Source organism: Myxococcus stipitatus DSM 14675 (assembly GCF_000331735.1).
Taxonomy (GTDB): domain Bacteria; phylum Myxococcota; class Myxococcia; order Myxococcales; family Myxococcaceae; genus Myxococcus; species Myxococcus stipitatus.
In genome coordinates, this window is record NC_020126.1 from 7229761 (window position 1) to 7244610 (window position 14850).

Sequence of the window (14850 nt, forward strand, 5' to 3'; positions counted from 1 at the left end):
GCGCCCAGCCCGGACGGCCACCGTGAACCAGGGAGGGCGCTAGCCATGCCCTCCCGCGCACGCGCCGTCCTCTTCGGGCGCAACCCCTCGCAGTACGACACCTTCGACGTGGAAGCGGAGGCGGCGGAGTCCCTGGGCTTCGACACCTACCAGGTGGACCTGGCCGCGCTGCTCAACGGCAACACCGAGCACGCGCTCGAGGCCGTGCCGAAGCGCGGCGGGCTCCGACTGCTCTATCGCGGGTGGATGCTCACCGAGGAGGAGTACGCCACGCTCGACGAAGCCCTCTCCGAGCGAGGGCACCGGCTGATGACCTCGCCGGACCAATACGCAGCCGCGCTGTACCTGCCACTCTGGTACCCCAACCTCTCGCGCTACACCGCGCGCTCCGTCTGGACGGAGGGCACCGACGCGGACGAGGCCTGGAGGGCGGCGCAGGCGCTCGGCCCTTCTCCGTGGATTCTCAAGGACCACGTGAAGTCCGCGAAGGAGCGCTGGGAGGAGGCCTGCTTCGTTCCCGCCCAGGCCACGCGCGAGGACTTCGCGCGCATCTGCGCCAACCTCGTGGAGGAGCGAGGGGAGCGCTTCGAGCGGGGACTCGTCGTCCGCAAGTACCTGCCCCTCAAGGTCTACGGCCGCACACCCACCGGGCCCGCGCACCTGGAGTTCCGCCTCTTCTTCGGGCACGGGCGACTGCTCGCCGCCGAGCAGCACCACGAGTTCGACGTCGACACGCCGGACTTCTCCGCCTTCGAGCCCCTGGGCCGCCGCATCGACTCCCCCTTCTTCTCCCTCGACGTCGCGATGCTCGAGGACGGCGGGTGGGCCGTCATCGAGGTGAACGACGGAGGAGTCTCTGGGCTCCCTCCGGGACTGGACCCGCGCGTCCTCTTCGAGCCGCTGCTGGGAGGCTCGTCGGGCCTCAGTCGCTCACGGACATGAAATCAAGAGCGAAGTCAGGGCCGTGCAAGACGCCGTCGAGCTGTCGTTCTGGGGATTGGGGTCCGCTGGGTCGACTTGAGTCGTCGTCGCTGTCGCATCCAGCGGCCCCAGCGCCAGGACCCCATAGTATGCGGTGAACGACAGGCTCCTGGAGTCGCCCGGCGCCAGTTCGTACATCCCGCAGAGAACCTCCCGAGTCCCCACATCGAACGAACAATCGTCCGAAGAGGGGGTGACCAGCAGCACGGAAGCAGGAAGCGTGGTCTTCACCAGTGTGAGCCATGCATCGTTGGGCCCATCGTTCCGCACCGCCAACGTATAGAGCACGTTGCTCCCCAGGAGCGGCGCCTGCGCGCGCAACTGGACTCCGATGTCCGCTTGAGCCGGGACGTACAAGTCAAAGCCCGGCATGGGACCGCTGCGCAGAGTGCCGCCCCTCTCTCGGAAGGAGAACCCCGCCACCACACCGATTCGACTCCCCCTTGGCACGGAAGGCGACACGGTGAAGTACGCGGTGACGGTACGAGCCTCACCCAATGGAAGGTCCGGAGGCGCGGCGGAGATGCGATAGGAACCCGAGACCTGAGTGCAAGCCTCCACCGGCACACACCCCGTGAGCGTCAACGGAAGCGAGACGGGATAACTCGCATACGAAGCCACGAGCGGACTGTTGAAGATGTTCGTGAACGTATGGGTAAACGCCAGCGTCTGCCCCGGCTGGACCTCATCATCCGCGACGGCGATTCGTAACATGCTCGTCGAGTCGACGACGACGATCGGGCTGGCTGCCGCGGCCCCAGAGCTCCCGGGCCCCGCAGCGAAAACAACGGCAAACATCAGAACCCCCTGCCACACCCACTTCCCCCTGCCACTCATGGACGACTCCCTTCAATTGGAGGGTCGCCGCATAGAAGTCCTTCGACTGCTCAACAAGCCACTCCTCTTCCGCAACCGTCACCACTGAACACTCTCCACGCATGGGGCCGTTCGTGAATGGCTGCCTTCTCATGGGAGCGAGGGTGATGGCCGGCGACGCGCCACCTCGGTACGAATCGCCTCCCGCAAGTCCCAGGGTGCCGGGTAGTCAGGCACCCGCCCCGCTGTTTCCTGCCCACGGCTCCCGCCCCCACGCGCATCTGCGGTATACCGAGCCCAGAACGTTTGACGTCAAATCAGGCAAGGAACGATGCACTTCGAATTGGCCTTCGTCCTCATCTTCGCAGTCGCGACCGCGGTGGCCATCGCGGCGCGGTACTTCAAGATTCCCTACACGGTGGCCCTGGTGGTGGCGGGGCTGACGCTGGGCGCGGTGCGCGCCTTCGAGCCGCCGCATCTCACCAAGGAGTTGCTGTTCGCCATCATCCTCCCGGGCCTGCTCTTCGAGGCGGCGTTCCACGTCGAGTTCCGCAAGTTCTGGAAGAACAAGGTGGCCATCCACTCGATGGCCATCCCGGGTGTCGCCGCGTCGGCGGGGCTGACGGCGCTCATCCTCTCGCCCTGGGTGGAGGGGATGGATTCGGCGGAGGGCTTCGGGCTGATTCCGGCGCTGGTGTTCGCGGCGGTCATCGTCTCGACGGACCCCATCGCGGTGGTGGGCCTGTTCAAGTCGCTGGGCGCACCCAAGCGCCTGCTCATCCTCGTCGAGGGAGAGAGCCTGCTGAACGACGGCACCGCCGTGGTGCTCTTCACGCTGGTGGTGGCGGTGGCCACGGGCGGGCAGTTCACCTGGGGCGGTGCGGCCTTCAACTTCGTCAAGGTCGTGGGCATGGGCATGCTGGTGGGCAGCGTGGTGGGCTACATCGCCGCGCGCGTCATCCAGCGCGTGGACGACGCGATGGTGGAGATCACCTGCACGGTCATCGCGGCCTACGGCTCGTTCGTCATCGCGGAGAACTTCCACTACTCGGGCGTCATCGCGACGGTGGTGGCCGGCATGCTCTGCGGCAACTGGGCGACGCATGAGGGCATGAGCCCCACCACGCGCGTCGCGGTGGAGAGCTTCTGGGAGTACTGGTCCTTCGCGCTCAACTCGGTGGTGTTCCTCCTCATCGGCATGGAGGTGCAGCTGGGCTCGTTGCTCGCATCGTGGAAGCCCATCCTCGCGGCCTATGTGGCCGTGCTCGTGGGGCGCGCGGTGGTGGTGTACGGCATGTCCGCGCTCCTGCGGCTGACGTCCGAGCGACTGCCGTGGACCTGGAGCGCGGTGCTCACCTGGAGCGGCCTGCGCGGTGCCATCTCGATGGTGCTGGTGCTCAGCCTTCCCTCGGACTTCCCCCACCGGGAGCTCCTGGTGAACATGACGTTCGGCGTGGTGGTGCTGTCCATCATCATCCAGGGCCTCTCGATGGCGCCGCTGTTGCGCAAGCTGGGCATCACCGGGCTGAAGGATGCGTACCAGGAGCAGTACGAGCTCGCGCGAGGCCGCCTGGGCTCCATCCACGCCGCGCTCGCCGCGCTGGAGGGAATGCGCCGCTCCCGTGAGATTCCGGGGGACGTGCTGAACCAGCTCGAGAAGGACTATCAGGCGAAGGAGAGCGTGACGGAGAAGGAGCTCACGGAGCTCAAGCAGCAGTCGATGCGCTTCCACGAGGAGGAGCACCAGGAGGCGGTCCGCCGCATGCTCATCGTGGAGAAGGAGGCACTGCTCAAGTCCTACCAGTCCGCGACCATCGGCAAGGAAGCCTTCGAGCGGCTCACGGCGGAGCTGGACGAGCGCATCGCGCAAGCCGACGCGGCGGAGAACCACACGTCCGCGCCCGCGGTGCCTGCGAATCCCGCGGGCGCCACCGGAACCTGACGGCAGCGTCCGATGGGTGGGGAGGTTCGTCCTCTCCACCCACGGACAGACGGCCGGGCCTCAGGCCATCGGCCCTCCTGACAGTGTCGTCCGATGGGCGGAGAGCCCCGTCCGCTCCGCCCACGGACACGCTACCGAGACTCAGGCCGCTGGAGTCTTCGACGCGTCGGCGGCTTCGACGGGAGAGGGAGACGCGGCCTGCTCGGGCAGGTGGATGACCTGCCCGGCGCGCTCCTCCGTTGGCCCCGGTGCGCTCTCACGGGCCACCACGGGCGACGACGCATCCACCACGGGCGCGGGCGTCTCCGCCACGGACGACGCATCCACCACGGGCGCGGGCGTCTCCGCCACGGACGACGCATCCACCACGGGCGCGGGCGTCTCCGCCACGGACGACGCATCCGCCACAGACGCGGGCGTGGACGGCGCGGGTGACAACACGTCCGCGACAGGCGCGGGCGCCTCCACCACGGACGACGACGCATCCGCCACGGGCGCCCCCGCCGTGGCGGCACCCTGAGCCTCGCGCTGCTCCAGCCGCGCCCCACCCTGCTCGGCGGCGCGGAGGAACTCGTCGTATTCGGACTTCCGCTCCTCGGCCTTCGCCTGCGTCTGCACGGACTGTTGCGCGGCGGCGGCCCGACCCATCATCAGCGCCTTCGCGCTCACGACGATGCCGACGCCGAACGCGGCGACATTCAGCACGGAGCCCAGCCCGCCCATCCACAGGGAGTCCACGCCGCCCTGCACGAAGCCCAGCGCGATGACGAACACCGAGCCCGACACGGCCGCGCCACCCGCCGTGTGCCAGGGCTTGAGCTCCATCACCCGGCCCGCGCCGTAGCAGAGCAGCGGCAACACGCCGAGCAGCCACAGGTTCTCCAGCAGCACCGCCGCCAGAATCTTCAGGGGCATGAAAGGCAGTGCCTGCACGCGCAGGCTGAGTCGGAGCGTCAACGACACGCTGAGGGCCGAGCCCGCGACAAGCGCGATGAAACCCAGTCCCACGATGAACTGGAATCGGCGGATTCGGACGCGCAGCGGCTCGAGGACACTCGTCTTGGGGCTCACGGCCGCGAAGACTACCCCAGTTCAGCCCTCGTCCTCGTCTGCCTCGCCGCCACTCGTTCGAGGAGGCGGGCCATCCCCGTAGAAGACCTCCTCCATCACCAACCCCTGGGGCGGCGCGGTGGGGCCCGCCCGCTTCCTGTCCCCGGAGGCCAGCACCTCGGCGACCCATGCCTCCGGCCGCTTGCCCTTGCCCACGTCCACCAGCGTCCCGACGAGGTTGCGGACCATGTGCTTCAGGAAGGCCGTGCCCTCCACCACGAAGGCGATGGGCCCCCCGGGCTCCCCTTCGATGCGCAGGCTGCGCACCTCCCGGACCGCGTGCTTCGCCTGGCAGTCCGACGCCCGGAACGCGGAGAAGTCATGCCGCCCCACCAGGTGCACCGCCGCCCTCCGCATCGCCTCCACGTCGAGCGGGGTGAACACCTCCCAGTGCGTCGTCCGCAGCAGCGGAGACCGCGTCCGGCGATTGTTCACCCGGTAACGGTAACGCTTGCCCCGAGACCAGCGCCTCGGGTCGAACCCCTCGGGGGCCTCCTCCGCGCTCACCACCGCCACATCCGGGGGCAGGATGCCGTTGAGCCCCTGGACATACGCCTTCATCGGCAGCGTGCGTTCCGTGTCGAAGCAGATGACCTGCCCCGTCGCATGCACCCCCGAGTCCGTGCGCCCCGCGGAGCGGACAGCCACGGACGCTTCGCCGAGCAGCGTGCCCAGGGCCTCCTCCATGACCGCCTGGAGCGAGCGCCCATTGGCCTGCACCTGCCAGCCCACGTACCGCGTGCCCTCGTATTCGAGCGTCAGCTTCAACCGAGGCATGTCAGCGGTACTTCAGCCAGGACTCGAGGAGCTCCGCCACCATGCGCCCGGGCGGAACGTCGTTGCGACGCGCCACCGACTCCAGCGCCTCCAGCAGCTCCGCGGTGAGCGGCACGGCCAGCATGCGCGGCTCGGTGCGCTCGTCGGGCCCTCCCGGCGCCAGCGCGGCGATGCCCGGCGGGATGGTGAGGGGGGCGGTGATGGCGGGAGGGGGCTCGGCCACGACGGGCGGGCTCGCCGTCTCCATCGCGGTGGCGACCTCCGACAGCTCCAGCGCATCCTCCGCCGTCGGCGCGGTGGCGGCCCGAGACCTCGTCCTCCTCGTCTCCTCCTGGAGCTCCTCCTCGAAGAGCTGCTTGATGAAGTTGGCCAGGTGCAGCGGCGTGGGCGTGAAGTCGTACGCGTCCAGGAAGTCATCCAGGTCGCGCTGCATCTCCGCCGCCGTCTGGTAGCGCCGCTCGCGGTCGCGCTCCAGCGCCTTCATCAGGATGACTTCCACGCGCTCCGGCAGGAAGTACGAGGGCGCGTAGATCTTCCCCTCGGTGATGCTGCGCATCACGGCGACCTCGGACTCGCCGGTGAAGAGCTTGAAGCCCGTGAGCCACTCGTAGAGCACCACGCCCAGCGAGAACACGTCGCTGCGGCAGTCCAGCGCCTTGCCCAGACACTGCTCCGGGCTCATGTAGCTGAGCTTGCCCTTGACCTCGCCGGTGCGCGTCTGGCTCACCTGGTTGGAGGCCTTGGCGATGCCGAAGTCGAGAATCTTCACCGAGCCGTCGAAGGCGACGACGATGTTCTCCGGCGACACATCGCGGTGAACGATGTTGAGCGGGTTGTCGTAGAGGTCCACCTTCGTGTGCGCGTGGTGCAGGCCCGCGCAGACACACGAGGCAATCTTCATCGCGTAGACCAGCGGGAAGGGAATGCCGAGCGCCTCCGCCTTGGGGACGACGCGCCGCATGTCCCGCCCCGCCACGTACTCCATCGCGATGAAGTAGCTGTCGGCGATCTTCCCCAGGTCGTGAATCTGCACCACGTTGGGGTGGTTGAGCTGGGCGGCCAGCCGCGCCTCGTTGAGGAACATCTTCACGAAGGCCGCGTGCTTGGACAGGTGCGGGCGGATGCGCTTGATGACCACGGGCGACTCGCGCCCGTCCTCCTCCTCCTGCTGCGCCAGGAAGATTTCCGCCATCCCTCCGACGGCGATGCGGTCCACGAGCCGGTACTTACCGAAACGACCGGCCTCACGCTGCTGCGGTGCGACGGGAGACATGACGTCCCGACCTTACCCGCGCCAGGGGGCCTGACGCTAACGAAGTTGGACGACGTGGACCTTCAGAGCGGGCTCCTCTCCAGGAGCGCTCGGAAAGTCGAGGGAAGAAGGCCCCGAGGAGCTCAGCGCGCGGCCTTGACGGCCCGCCAGGGCCACCCCTTCGGCCACCATGGCCTCGAAGCGCTTCATGGGCAGGCCCGCGTGGTTGCAGCAGGCCACCAATCTGCCCCCGGGGGCGACCACCCGCGCGGCGGCCTCCGCCAGCCGGGCGTAGTCGCGCGCGGCGGAGAAGCGGGCCTCCTTCGTGTTGGAGAACGACGGCGGGTCCGACACGACGAGGTCGAAGGTCTCCCCCTTCTTCGCCAGGCGCTTGAGCCAGTCGAAGACGTCCCCCGCGATGTAGTCGTAGCGGTCCACGGGCTGCGCGTTGAGGCGCGCGTTCTCCTCGCCCCACTCCAGCACGCGCCGGCTGGCATCCACGTTGAGCGCCCGCTTCGCGCCGGAGGCCCTGGCGACCACGCCAAACGCGCAGGTGTATGCGAACAGGTTGAGCACCGTGAGGCCCTGGGCCTCTTGCTGGAGCCACGCCCGCGTGTCGCGCATGTCCAGGTACAGCCCCACCGAGAGCCCCTGCCCCGGACGGATGAGGAACGACACGCCATTCTCGAGCGCCGTGAGCGACTCCACCGGAGCACCGCGCGCGGCGGTCTCCGGCGCCAGCGTCTCCTTCGCCACGTTGGCCAGGACCCGGGCCTCGCGAGGGCGGCGCTTGAGGTAGAGGCTGTCCGGGGCCCACGCGGCCACGGCGGCGTCGAGCAGCGCCTCCTCCTCCGAGGCCGTGAAGTCCCGATAGAGGCTGACGACATACAGGCCACCGAAGCGGTCCACCGTGACGTCGGGGACGCCATCCGCCCCGCCGTGGAGGACACGGAAGGCGGTGGTGCGGGCATCGGTCAGCAGGGCACCGCGTCGGGCGTGCGCGGTCCGGAGCGTGTCCACGAGGGTGGGCATGAGCCCCCTGTATCAGCTTCCCAGCCGAGCGCGAGACCAGACGCGCTCCAGCGCCTCGGTGGCGGCGCGGGACAGGTCCACGTAGTCGGTGCCCAACAACTGGCCCTCGCGCACACGGACGCGGCCATCCACCACCGTCCACGCCACGGGCGAGCGGGAGAGCTGACCAATCAGGTACGGCGAGTAACCGGTTTCCGGGTCGGCCGCGGGCACGGAGTCATAGACGACGAGGTCCGCGATGCTGCCTTCCTCGACGGTGCCCGAAGGCAGACCGAACAAGCGGGTGCACAGCTCCGCGGGGCCACTGACGAGCAGGTGCGCAAGGGTGCTGTCCACGTCCGGCAGGTGCCCCGCGCGGGAGATGCGAAGGACCCCCACGAGCGCCGCGAGCAGCTCCTCCTGCAGCGTGCCGTGCCCGCCCGTGCCCAGTCCGAGCAGGTGCAGGCGCAGGAGGATGGCCTCCATCGGGTCCGTGCCGCGCTCCAGCGTCCGCACACCTCGGGCCGCGAGCGAAACGAAGGTCTGACTCTGCTCGAGGCGCGCGACCTCCGCGCTGTCGAGCGCGCGGGCATACCCCGCGATGGCCCGAGGCCCCAGCAGCCCCAGCGCATCCAGGCGAGGGACGACGCGCTGGCCATGCCGCGCATACGTGGTGCTGAGGTCGTCCTCGTTCTCCGCGAGGTGGAAGACGGTGGGGACGTCGAGCTCGTTGCTGAGCTTCGCGATGCGCGAGAGGAGCGCGTCCTCGCAGGTGTACGACGCGTGGAAGCCCAGGGCCCCGCGCACCAGCCGGTGCTTCGCGTGGCGGCGGGCGAAGTCCGCGTTGGCCTCGAGCCACCCGTCGGCCTGCGATGCTCCGTCCATGCTGTGGGTGGAGTGACTCGTCACGAGCCGGAGGCCCACGCTCTCGGAGGCGCGGGCCTGGGCGGCGAGTCCCCCCGCCACGTCCGAGCAGGCCAGGTGCTCGACGACCAGCGTGACGCCGTCGCGCAGCGCTCGCGCGGCGGCGAAGCGGGTGAGCGCTTCGATGTCCTCGGAGGTGACGTGCCGGGCCACGCGGCGCATGCGCTCCAAGCGCTCGCGAGGAGGAAGCAGGAGGAACTGCCCGTTGGGCGGGAGGAGCTGGCCGTTGACGAGATGGGAATGGCTGTCCACCAGGCCCGGGGCCACGAGCCGTCCCCGGCAGGCCACTTCCCAGTCACCTGGAAGGACAGGCACCTGGACATCGGGCGCGACGCGGCGAATGACGCCGCCCTCGACCACCACGGCCATTCCACGCCGGACCCGTCCATCCGCCCGGAACACGGCGCAGTTCTTCAGCAGCAGGCGACCTTCCATGACCGGTCCCCGTCATAGCACGAAGTCCGGCTTTCACAGCGTGTGCATCCATTACCGTGGGAACCCACCCCGAGGGTGTGCCTGGGATGCCCCATTCCGGGCCTGAGGCCGCTCGAATGGCAGACGGCAACGGGGGCACGACAGTCATTGGGAGACACCGGCCCCAGGGCGCGGGCCATGACAGGCCGGGTGGCCCCAGGTAGGCTGAAGTCCCCAATGCGAATGCGGGCCGTCCTCCCTGGGCCGGCAGCCCTCGCCGCCCTGGTGCTCGCGGTGCGGCTGGGCCTGTCTCCCCTCAAGAACTTCGACCTCTTCTTCCACCTCGCCGGAGGCCGGTTCGTCCTGGAGCACGGCTTCACCCGCGTGGACCCGTTCAGCGTCACCGGCACGGCCGGCTGGGTGCCCCACGAGTGGGGCTTCGGCGTCCTCTGCATCGCCCTCATCCACGCCCTGGGAGCCGCCGGGCCCGCGATGCTCGTCGCCGCGCTCGTGGCCTCCAACGCCGTCCTGCTCTGGAGCGCGCTGGGCCGAGCGGCCTCGGGCCGCCTGGGGCTCATGGCCCTGGCCGCGTTCGGCTGCATCCTCGCCGTGCATGCGCCCACGTGGCCCCAGGAGCGGCCCTTCCATCTGGGCCACCTGCTCTTCACCGCGTGCGTCCTCGGCGTGCAGGCGTGGCGCGGCGGCAATGACCGGGTGCTCTGGCTCTTTCCGTTGCTCGGCGCCGCGTGGGCGAACCTGCATGGGAGCTGGCTGCTGGGCCCTGCCCTCCTCGGGGCCAGCGCCATGGGTCAGGTGCTGGATGTCCCGGGTGAAGCGACCCGCCGCCGGGCCTTGCGCGCCGTGGGCTTCGCCGTCGCCATGTTCCTCGCGGCCGGGCTCGGGCCAGATGGTCCCCGCATCTACCTCTATCCGCTCCAGCACTCGCTGCTGTCGTCGACCCAGGGAATCATCGAGTGGCGTCCGCTGAACCTGGACCTGCGCGCGAGCTGGGCGTACCTCGCGCTCGCGGGTGCGGCGCTCTTCGCCGTGGGACGCGCGCCGCTGCGCAAGGCCGCCATCCTCCTGCCCGCGGCGGTGCTCGGCGTGGCGGCCCTCAAGGTCCAACGGCACGCGCCCTTCGCGGCCGTCCTCCTGTCGCTCGCGCTGCTGGAGCACGCGGTGCAGTCTCGCGGCGGCGAGGCGGCTGTCACCGCGCCGGGGCTGCTGGAGCGACTGTGGCGGCGGCTCGATGTGTTCATCGAGGGCTGGAACCTCCGGTCGAGCACCGTCCTCTGGCCCGCCTTGGCGCTGGTCGTGTTGATGGGCGTCCACGTGGCGAGGCCCCGCACGATGGAGCAGGGCGTGAATCGCGCGGTGATTCCGCTCGGCGCGTTGGAGGCCCTCCGCCAGCAGCCACCGGGACGCGTCCTCAACCTCTTCGTCATCGGCGGGCCCATCTCCTACTTCGCGGGGCCGGACTACAAGGTGTTCATCGACAGCCGGAACGACCCCTTCCCGCTGTCCATCCACGAGGACCACGACAAGCTCGTCTGGGGCGAGCCGGGATGGGAGGACGCCCTCACGCGCTATGACCCGGACTACCTGCTCTGGGAGTCGGGCAACCCGGGCAACATCCTGCTCGACAGCCTGCGCGCACGGGGCGGTTGGCGCGAGGAGCGCCGCGACGGGAACTACGTTCTTTGGGTTCGCGAGCGCTCCACCTCGGCGGGACAGCCATGAGGGGACGTCCGGTGTCATGGGGCAAGGTGCTCATCTCCGCGGCGGGATTGCTGGCCCTGCTCGCGTTCGCGTACAGCCCCGTGCTCGGCGGCAACCTGCTGGCGGGACGGGATGTGTTCCGCATCTTCTTCCCGGACTCGGCCTTCCTGCTCGAATCGCTGCGCGCGGGGGAACTGCCGCTCTGGAATCCGTACCTGCGACTGGGCCAGCCGTTCGCCGCGACGCTGTACTCGCAGGTGTATTACCCGCCGCGCTGGGTGGCGGTGCTGCTCGCCGGGCCCATCGCGTCGATGACGGTGATGCACATCGCGCATGCGGCGCTCGCGTCCGTGGGCGTGTTCCTCCTCGCGCGAAGGCTGCGTGCGTCGTGGCCCGCGGCGCTGGTCGCGGGCGCGATGTTCGGCCTGTCGCCGATGATGACGGACCTGGGCATCCAGCAGAACGTCGTGGATGCGGCGGCGTGGAGCGGGTTCATCGTGCTCGCCGCGCTGGACCTCACCTCTCGCTTCGGGCGAGGACCGCTGGTGCTGCTCGCGGTGACCTCCGCGATGTCGCTGTTCGCGGGCTCACCGGAGACGACGCTGTGGCAGGGAATCGTCGCGGTGCTCGTGGCGCTCCTCGGCCGCCCCTCGACGTCGGACCCTGACGCGGACTCCACGCCCACACCCGGTGGCGTCATCGGACTGGCGTCATCGGAGGGAGCGCGCGAGGAACCCCTGCTCGCCACGGGCACGCAGAGCCCCGCGGCAATCACGGTTCCTCACGACGCGGGGACACGGGCCTTGTCCACCGCGGAAGCACACCTCCAGACCGTGACGGTGTCGCCCTCGCGGAGGGCTCGGCCCATCACACTTCGTGCACGGGTGCTCGCGGTCTCACGCGTCACCGCGGGCTTCGTCCTGTCCATCGTGCTCGCGTCGGTGGCGCTGCTCCCAGCCGCGGAGTTCGCCGGCAACTCCCTCCGAGCACAGCGCGGCTGGTCGGAGCAGCTCGCGTGGTCCGTCTCGTGGCCGCAAGTCCTCTCCACGGTGTGGCCGCTCGCGGACTGGCCTCGTGACAGGTACTGGGGCGAGGACCAGTGGTTCATCCTCAACCTCTTCCTCGGCACCCTGCCCTGCGCGCTCGCGGTGGTGGGCGGACTCCACGGCCCGCGCCGGGCTCGGCCCTTCGTGGTGGGTGCGCTGGGGCTCGTGATGCTGAGCCTGGGACGCCACCTGCCACCGGCCGCGTGGTTCATCCAGACGTTCCCGCCCTTCTCCCTCTTCCGCTATCCGGCGAAGTACTTCGTGGGCGCGGCCTTCTGCGGCGCGGTCCTCTCCGCCTTCGGGCTCGATGCGATGGGACGGCTTGCTCGCGGCGTGGCGCCGTCGCGATGGAAGGCCGCGCTCGCGTTCGTCGGCATGGGCGTGGCCATCGCGGTCAGTGGCCCCTTGGTCCGCATGCTCCCCATGCGCGCCTCCGCCGAAGCCGGCGCGCCCTGGGTTCCCTTCGCGCTGGGCCTCGCGGTCCTCGTCTTCTTGCTGTTGCCCTGGTCCTTCGCGCGCCCTCGTCGCGTCCGGCATGGGCTGGCGGCACTCGCGATCCTCGAGCTCGCCGCGGCGCACTCGCTGCTCGGCATTCCCAAGTACACGCCCTGGGAAGCCCTGCGGCAGCCCTTCTCCCTGCGCCCGCACCTGCCCGCGCCCTTCCCAGGGCGCATCAGCGCGGACATCGAAGGCCCCGAGGACCCGACGCGTGCCGTGGTGACGAACACCATCGAGCGCAGCCTCGACCGCCTCATGCCCAATCGCTTCGTGGAGGAGCGCCTGCCCGCGCTGGAGGGCTACGGCGCTCCCGAACCGCTGCGCTCCAATGTCTTCCACCTCGCGGGGGAGCGCGGCGTCTACGACCTCGCGGGTGTCACCCACTATCTCCGCCAGGGCCCTCCTCCCTACGAAGACCTGGAGCTCTTGCATCAAGCGGAGGACGGAACCACCCTCTCCCGCTCGCGCACCGCCCTGCCCCACGCCTTCCTCGTGCAGCGCGCCCGCGTCGTCACGGATGAAGAGGCCCTGGACGCGGTGCTCGACCCGGACCAGCCCTTCCGCGAGATTGCCTTCCTCTCCTCCGGCGAGCCGCTGAATCGACCCACCTGCAAGGGAGCGGTGAGCCCCCAGGGACAGAGCGCCCAGCACCTCGCGCTGGACGTGACGGCCTGCGACGACAGCTACCTCGTTGTCTCCGACAGCCACTACCCCGGCTGGCGAGCGACAGTGGACGGGAAGGACGTCCCCATCCACCGCGCCAACCTGGCCCTGCGAGCGGTGCGATTGAGCCCTGGCGAGCACCACATCCGCTTCGACTACCAGCCCACCAGCTTCCGCCTCGGGCTCGTCTTGTCCTTGCTCGCGGGACTCACCCTCGTGGGGGTGGTGTTCGCGCCGCGACGCCGTCGTCCACAGGTCCGGCCGAGCTAGCTGCTCTGCCGCGCGGCGTTCGCGACGAAGGCCTCCCGCGAGAAGAGCGCGAGCCCGGGCCGCTTGCTGTCGATGTTCTCCGTGAAGCGCGCGTCGCTCACGTACAGCTCGCCCAGCGCCCGGTGGAAGTCCGGGGTGCAGGGGTAGAACCAGCGGATGAGGTGTTGCCGATGCGCTTCCGCCAGGTCCATGGCCTCGCGCTCCGTCGGCGCGTGGCCCGCTTCGAGCAACCGCGCCAGCCCCTCGAAGACGCCATCGGCCTCCTCTTTGATTCGGCGCCAGTCATCCTTCTGGTACTTCGCGGTGCGCCGCTTCGACTCCCGATACGCCTCCGTGTCGCCCCAGCGCTCCCTCACCTCGTCTTCGTAGCGCGTGGGCTCGAACCCCTCGAACATCTCTTCGCCGCTCATCTGCGTCCCCTGGTCAATGGAGGCCAGCGCCGCATCCACGGCGTGCCTCAAGGTGTCCAGCCGCTCGGCGCGCTCATCCAACAACCGGCGTTGCATGAGCAGAGCCGCGCGAAGGTTGAAGTCGGGATTGCCCAGGATGCGGCGAATCTCCTCCAGCGGGAACCCGAGCTCCCGGAAGAAGAGCACCTGTTGCAACCGCTGCAAGTCCGCCTGCGAATACAGCCGGTAGCCCGCGTCGCTGCGCTCCGACGGGCACAACAACTCCAGCGCGTCGTAGTGGTGCAGCGTGCGCACGCTGATCTTGGCCAGGCGAGCGACTTGACTGACGGTCAGGGCCATCTCTCTCCACCTCGGATGAGATGACTAATTCCTCACGTCACGTGAGGGTCAAGCCCTCGGGTTTCCTTGCCCGCAAAAAGAAAAACGGCGGAGCTGGAGGAACCCAGCATCCGCCGCTTGAGGGAGGCACTCGCGACCAGCGCGGTGCCAGCCAGCGAGGCTCAGTAGTAGTTGTTCTCGCCGAAGTTCTTCATCGTCTTCTTGTTCAGACGGGCGTTGGAGCTCTCGCCGTCGTTCTGAACGTTGGAGTTACCCGCGAGGGCCGCGGCGGAGGCGCCGAACAGCTTGCGGATGTTGTCGCCGAACAGCGTGACCACGCCGATGGCGGCGATCGCGATGAGGGCCACGATGATGATGTACTCGGTCATGCCCTGGCCACGAGCCTTGCGGAGCTGGTTCTTCTTCGAGATCGCCTTCATGGGGACTCTCCTGGGGTGGAATCGGGATTTGAAAGTCTGAAACGCACCCTGGGACGCAGGGTTCACAAGCACCCTACGGGAGATCCCACCTTCCCCTCCATCCGTCATCGGGAGGATAGGCGAAATATTCAGTGATTCCGAAAGGTTAGGCCCAAAACGCTGCTCGGAGAGCAGGAGTCCGAGCGAGCGCGGGGTGTCTTGGTGCCCCGCTGGAGGGTCCGGAAGGGGTGGCTCCGACGGAGCGTCACCTGCCGACCCT

Annotated in this window: 12 protein-coding genes; 4 read left to right on the forward strand and 8 right to left on the reverse strand. The window is 69.2% G+C overall.

Features of this window, described 5'->3' with window-relative positions:
- The first annotated feature begins 45 nt into the window (after positions 1–45).
- A complete protein-coding gene (locus tag MYSTI_RS27775; RefSeq protein ID WP_015351133.1) occupies positions 46–942 on the forward strand; it encodes an ATP-grasp domain-containing protein in 897 nt (298 codons plus the stop codon).
- Here the strand turns inward: MYSTI_RS27775 and MYSTI_RS41025 are convergent.
- Positions 931–1695: a DUF11 domain-containing protein gene (locus MYSTI_RS41025; RefSeq protein ID WP_169558667.1), complete on the reverse strand. Its 765-nt coding sequence runs from the start codon at positions 1693–1695 to the stop codon at positions 931–933. The two genes, MYSTI_RS27775 and MYSTI_RS41025, sit on opposite strands and share 12 nt — an antisense overlap.
- A gap of 433 nt (positions 1696–2128) precedes the next feature.
- On the opposite strand from MYSTI_RS41025, the gene MYSTI_RS27785 reads away from it, so the two are divergent.
- Positions 2129–3739, forward strand: coding sequence for a Na+/H+ antiporter (locus MYSTI_RS27785; protein WP_015351135.1), 1611 nt, complete (start codon positions 2129–2131; stop codon positions 3737–3739).
- A gap of 141 nt (positions 3740–3880) precedes the next feature.
- On the opposite strand, the gene MYSTI_RS44230 is transcribed toward MYSTI_RS27785, so the two are convergent.
- From MYSTI_RS44230 to MYSTI_RS27810, 5 genes are read right to left on the reverse strand one after another with little or no spacing between them, the layout of a single operon-like run.
- Positions 3881–4810 (reverse strand): hypothetical protein, encoded by a 930-nt coding sequence (locus MYSTI_RS44230; protein WP_015351136.1) that lies wholly within the window; start codon positions 4808–4810, stop codon positions 3881–3883.
- A 21-nt stretch (positions 4811–4831) separates the two neighbouring features.
- The gene (gene truA, locus MYSTI_RS27795; protein ID WP_015351137.1) at positions 4832–5626 is read right to left on the reverse strand and encodes a tRNA pseudouridine(38-40) synthase TruA; all 795 of its coding nucleotides are present in this window, start codon (positions 5624–5626) and stop codon (positions 4832–4834) included.
- A gap of 1 nt (position 5627) precedes the next feature.
- Positions 5628–6899: a serine/threonine protein kinase gene (locus MYSTI_RS27800; RefSeq protein ID WP_015351138.1), complete on the reverse strand. Its 1272-nt coding sequence runs from the start codon at positions 6897–6899 to the stop codon at positions 5628–5630.
- A gap of 36 nt (positions 6900–6935) precedes the next feature.
- A complete protein-coding gene (locus tag MYSTI_RS27805; RefSeq protein WP_015351139.1) occupies positions 6936–7910 on the reverse strand; it encodes a class I SAM-dependent rRNA methyltransferase in 975 nt (324 codons plus the stop codon).
- A 12-nt stretch (positions 7911–7922) separates the two neighbouring features.
- The gene (locus tag MYSTI_RS27810; protein ID WP_015351140.1) at positions 7923–9248 is read right to left on the reverse strand and encodes an amidohydrolase family protein; all 1326 of its coding nucleotides are present in this window, start codon (positions 9246–9248) and stop codon (positions 7923–7925) included.
- Between the two features lie 222 nt (positions 9249–9470).
- Between MYSTI_RS27810 and MYSTI_RS27815 the strand changes: the two genes are divergently transcribed.
- Complete coding sequence (locus MYSTI_RS27815; RefSeq protein WP_233277972.1) at positions 9471–10967, forward strand: hypothetical protein; 1497 nt, start codon at positions 9471–9473, stop codon at positions 10965–10967.
- A gap of 11 nt (positions 10968–10978) precedes the next feature.
- Complete coding sequence (locus MYSTI_RS27820; RefSeq protein WP_233277973.1) at positions 10979–13423, forward strand: YfhO family protein; 2445 nt, start codon at positions 10979–10981, stop codon at positions 13421–13423.
- On the opposite strand, the gene MYSTI_RS27825 is transcribed toward MYSTI_RS27820, so the two are convergent.
- Together MYSTI_RS27825 and MYSTI_RS27830 are read right to left on the reverse strand one after the other, a co-directional pair.
- On the reverse strand, positions 13420–14172 hold the full coding sequence (locus MYSTI_RS27825; protein ID WP_015351143.1) for a MerR family transcriptional regulator: 753 nt from the start codon (positions 14170–14172) through the stop codon (positions 13420–13422). The two genes, MYSTI_RS27820 and MYSTI_RS27825, sit on opposite strands and share 4 nt — an antisense overlap.
- A 161-nt stretch (positions 14173–14333) precedes the next feature.
- Positions 14334–14591 carry a hypothetical protein gene (locus MYSTI_RS27830; RefSeq protein ID WP_015351144.1) on the reverse strand — a complete coding sequence of 86 codons (258 nt, stop codon included), beginning with the start codon at positions 14589–14591 and terminating at the stop codon, positions 14334–14336.
- Positions 14592–14850: the final 259 nt, after the last annotated feature.

Coding starts and splice junctions, on each gene's coding strand:
- MYSTI_RS41025 (WP_169558667.1), bottom strand. CDS start 1,695: ATGTTACGAATCGCCGTCGCGGATGATGAGGTCCAGCCGGGGCAGACG.
- MYSTI_RS27815 (WP_233277972.1), top strand. CDS start 9,471: ATGCGGGCCGTCCTCCCTGGGCCGGCAGCCCTCGCCGCCCTGGTGCTC.
- MYSTI_RS27805 (WP_015351139.1), bottom strand. CDS start 7,910: ATGCCCACCCTCGTGGACACGCTCCGGACCGCGCACGCCCGACGCGGT.
- MYSTI_RS27775 (WP_015351133.1), top strand. CDS start 46: ATGCCCTCCCGCGCACGCGCCGTCCTCTTCGGGCGCAACCCCTCGCAG.
- MYSTI_RS27800 (WP_015351138.1), bottom strand. CDS start 6,899: ATGTCTCCCGTCGCACCGCAGCAGCGTGAGGCCGGTCGTTTCGGTAAG.
- truA (WP_015351137.1), bottom strand. CDS start 5,626: ATGCCTCGGTTGAAGCTGACGCTCGAATACGAGGGCACGCGGTACGTG.
- MYSTI_RS27830 (WP_015351144.1), bottom strand. CDS start 14,591: ATGAAGGCGATCTCGAAGAAGAACCAGCTCCGCAAGGCTCGTGGCCAG.
- MYSTI_RS27825 (WP_015351143.1), bottom strand. CDS start 14,172: ATGGCCCTGACCGTCAGTCAAGTCGCTCGCCTGGCCAAGATCAGCGTG.
- MYSTI_RS27810 (WP_015351140.1), bottom strand. CDS start 9,248: ATGGAAGGTCGCCTGCTGCTGAAGAACTGCGCCGTGTTCCGGGCGGAT.
- MYSTI_RS27785 (WP_015351135.1), top strand. CDS start 2,129: ATGCACTTCGAATTGGCCTTCGTCCTCATCTTCGCAGTCGCGACCGCG.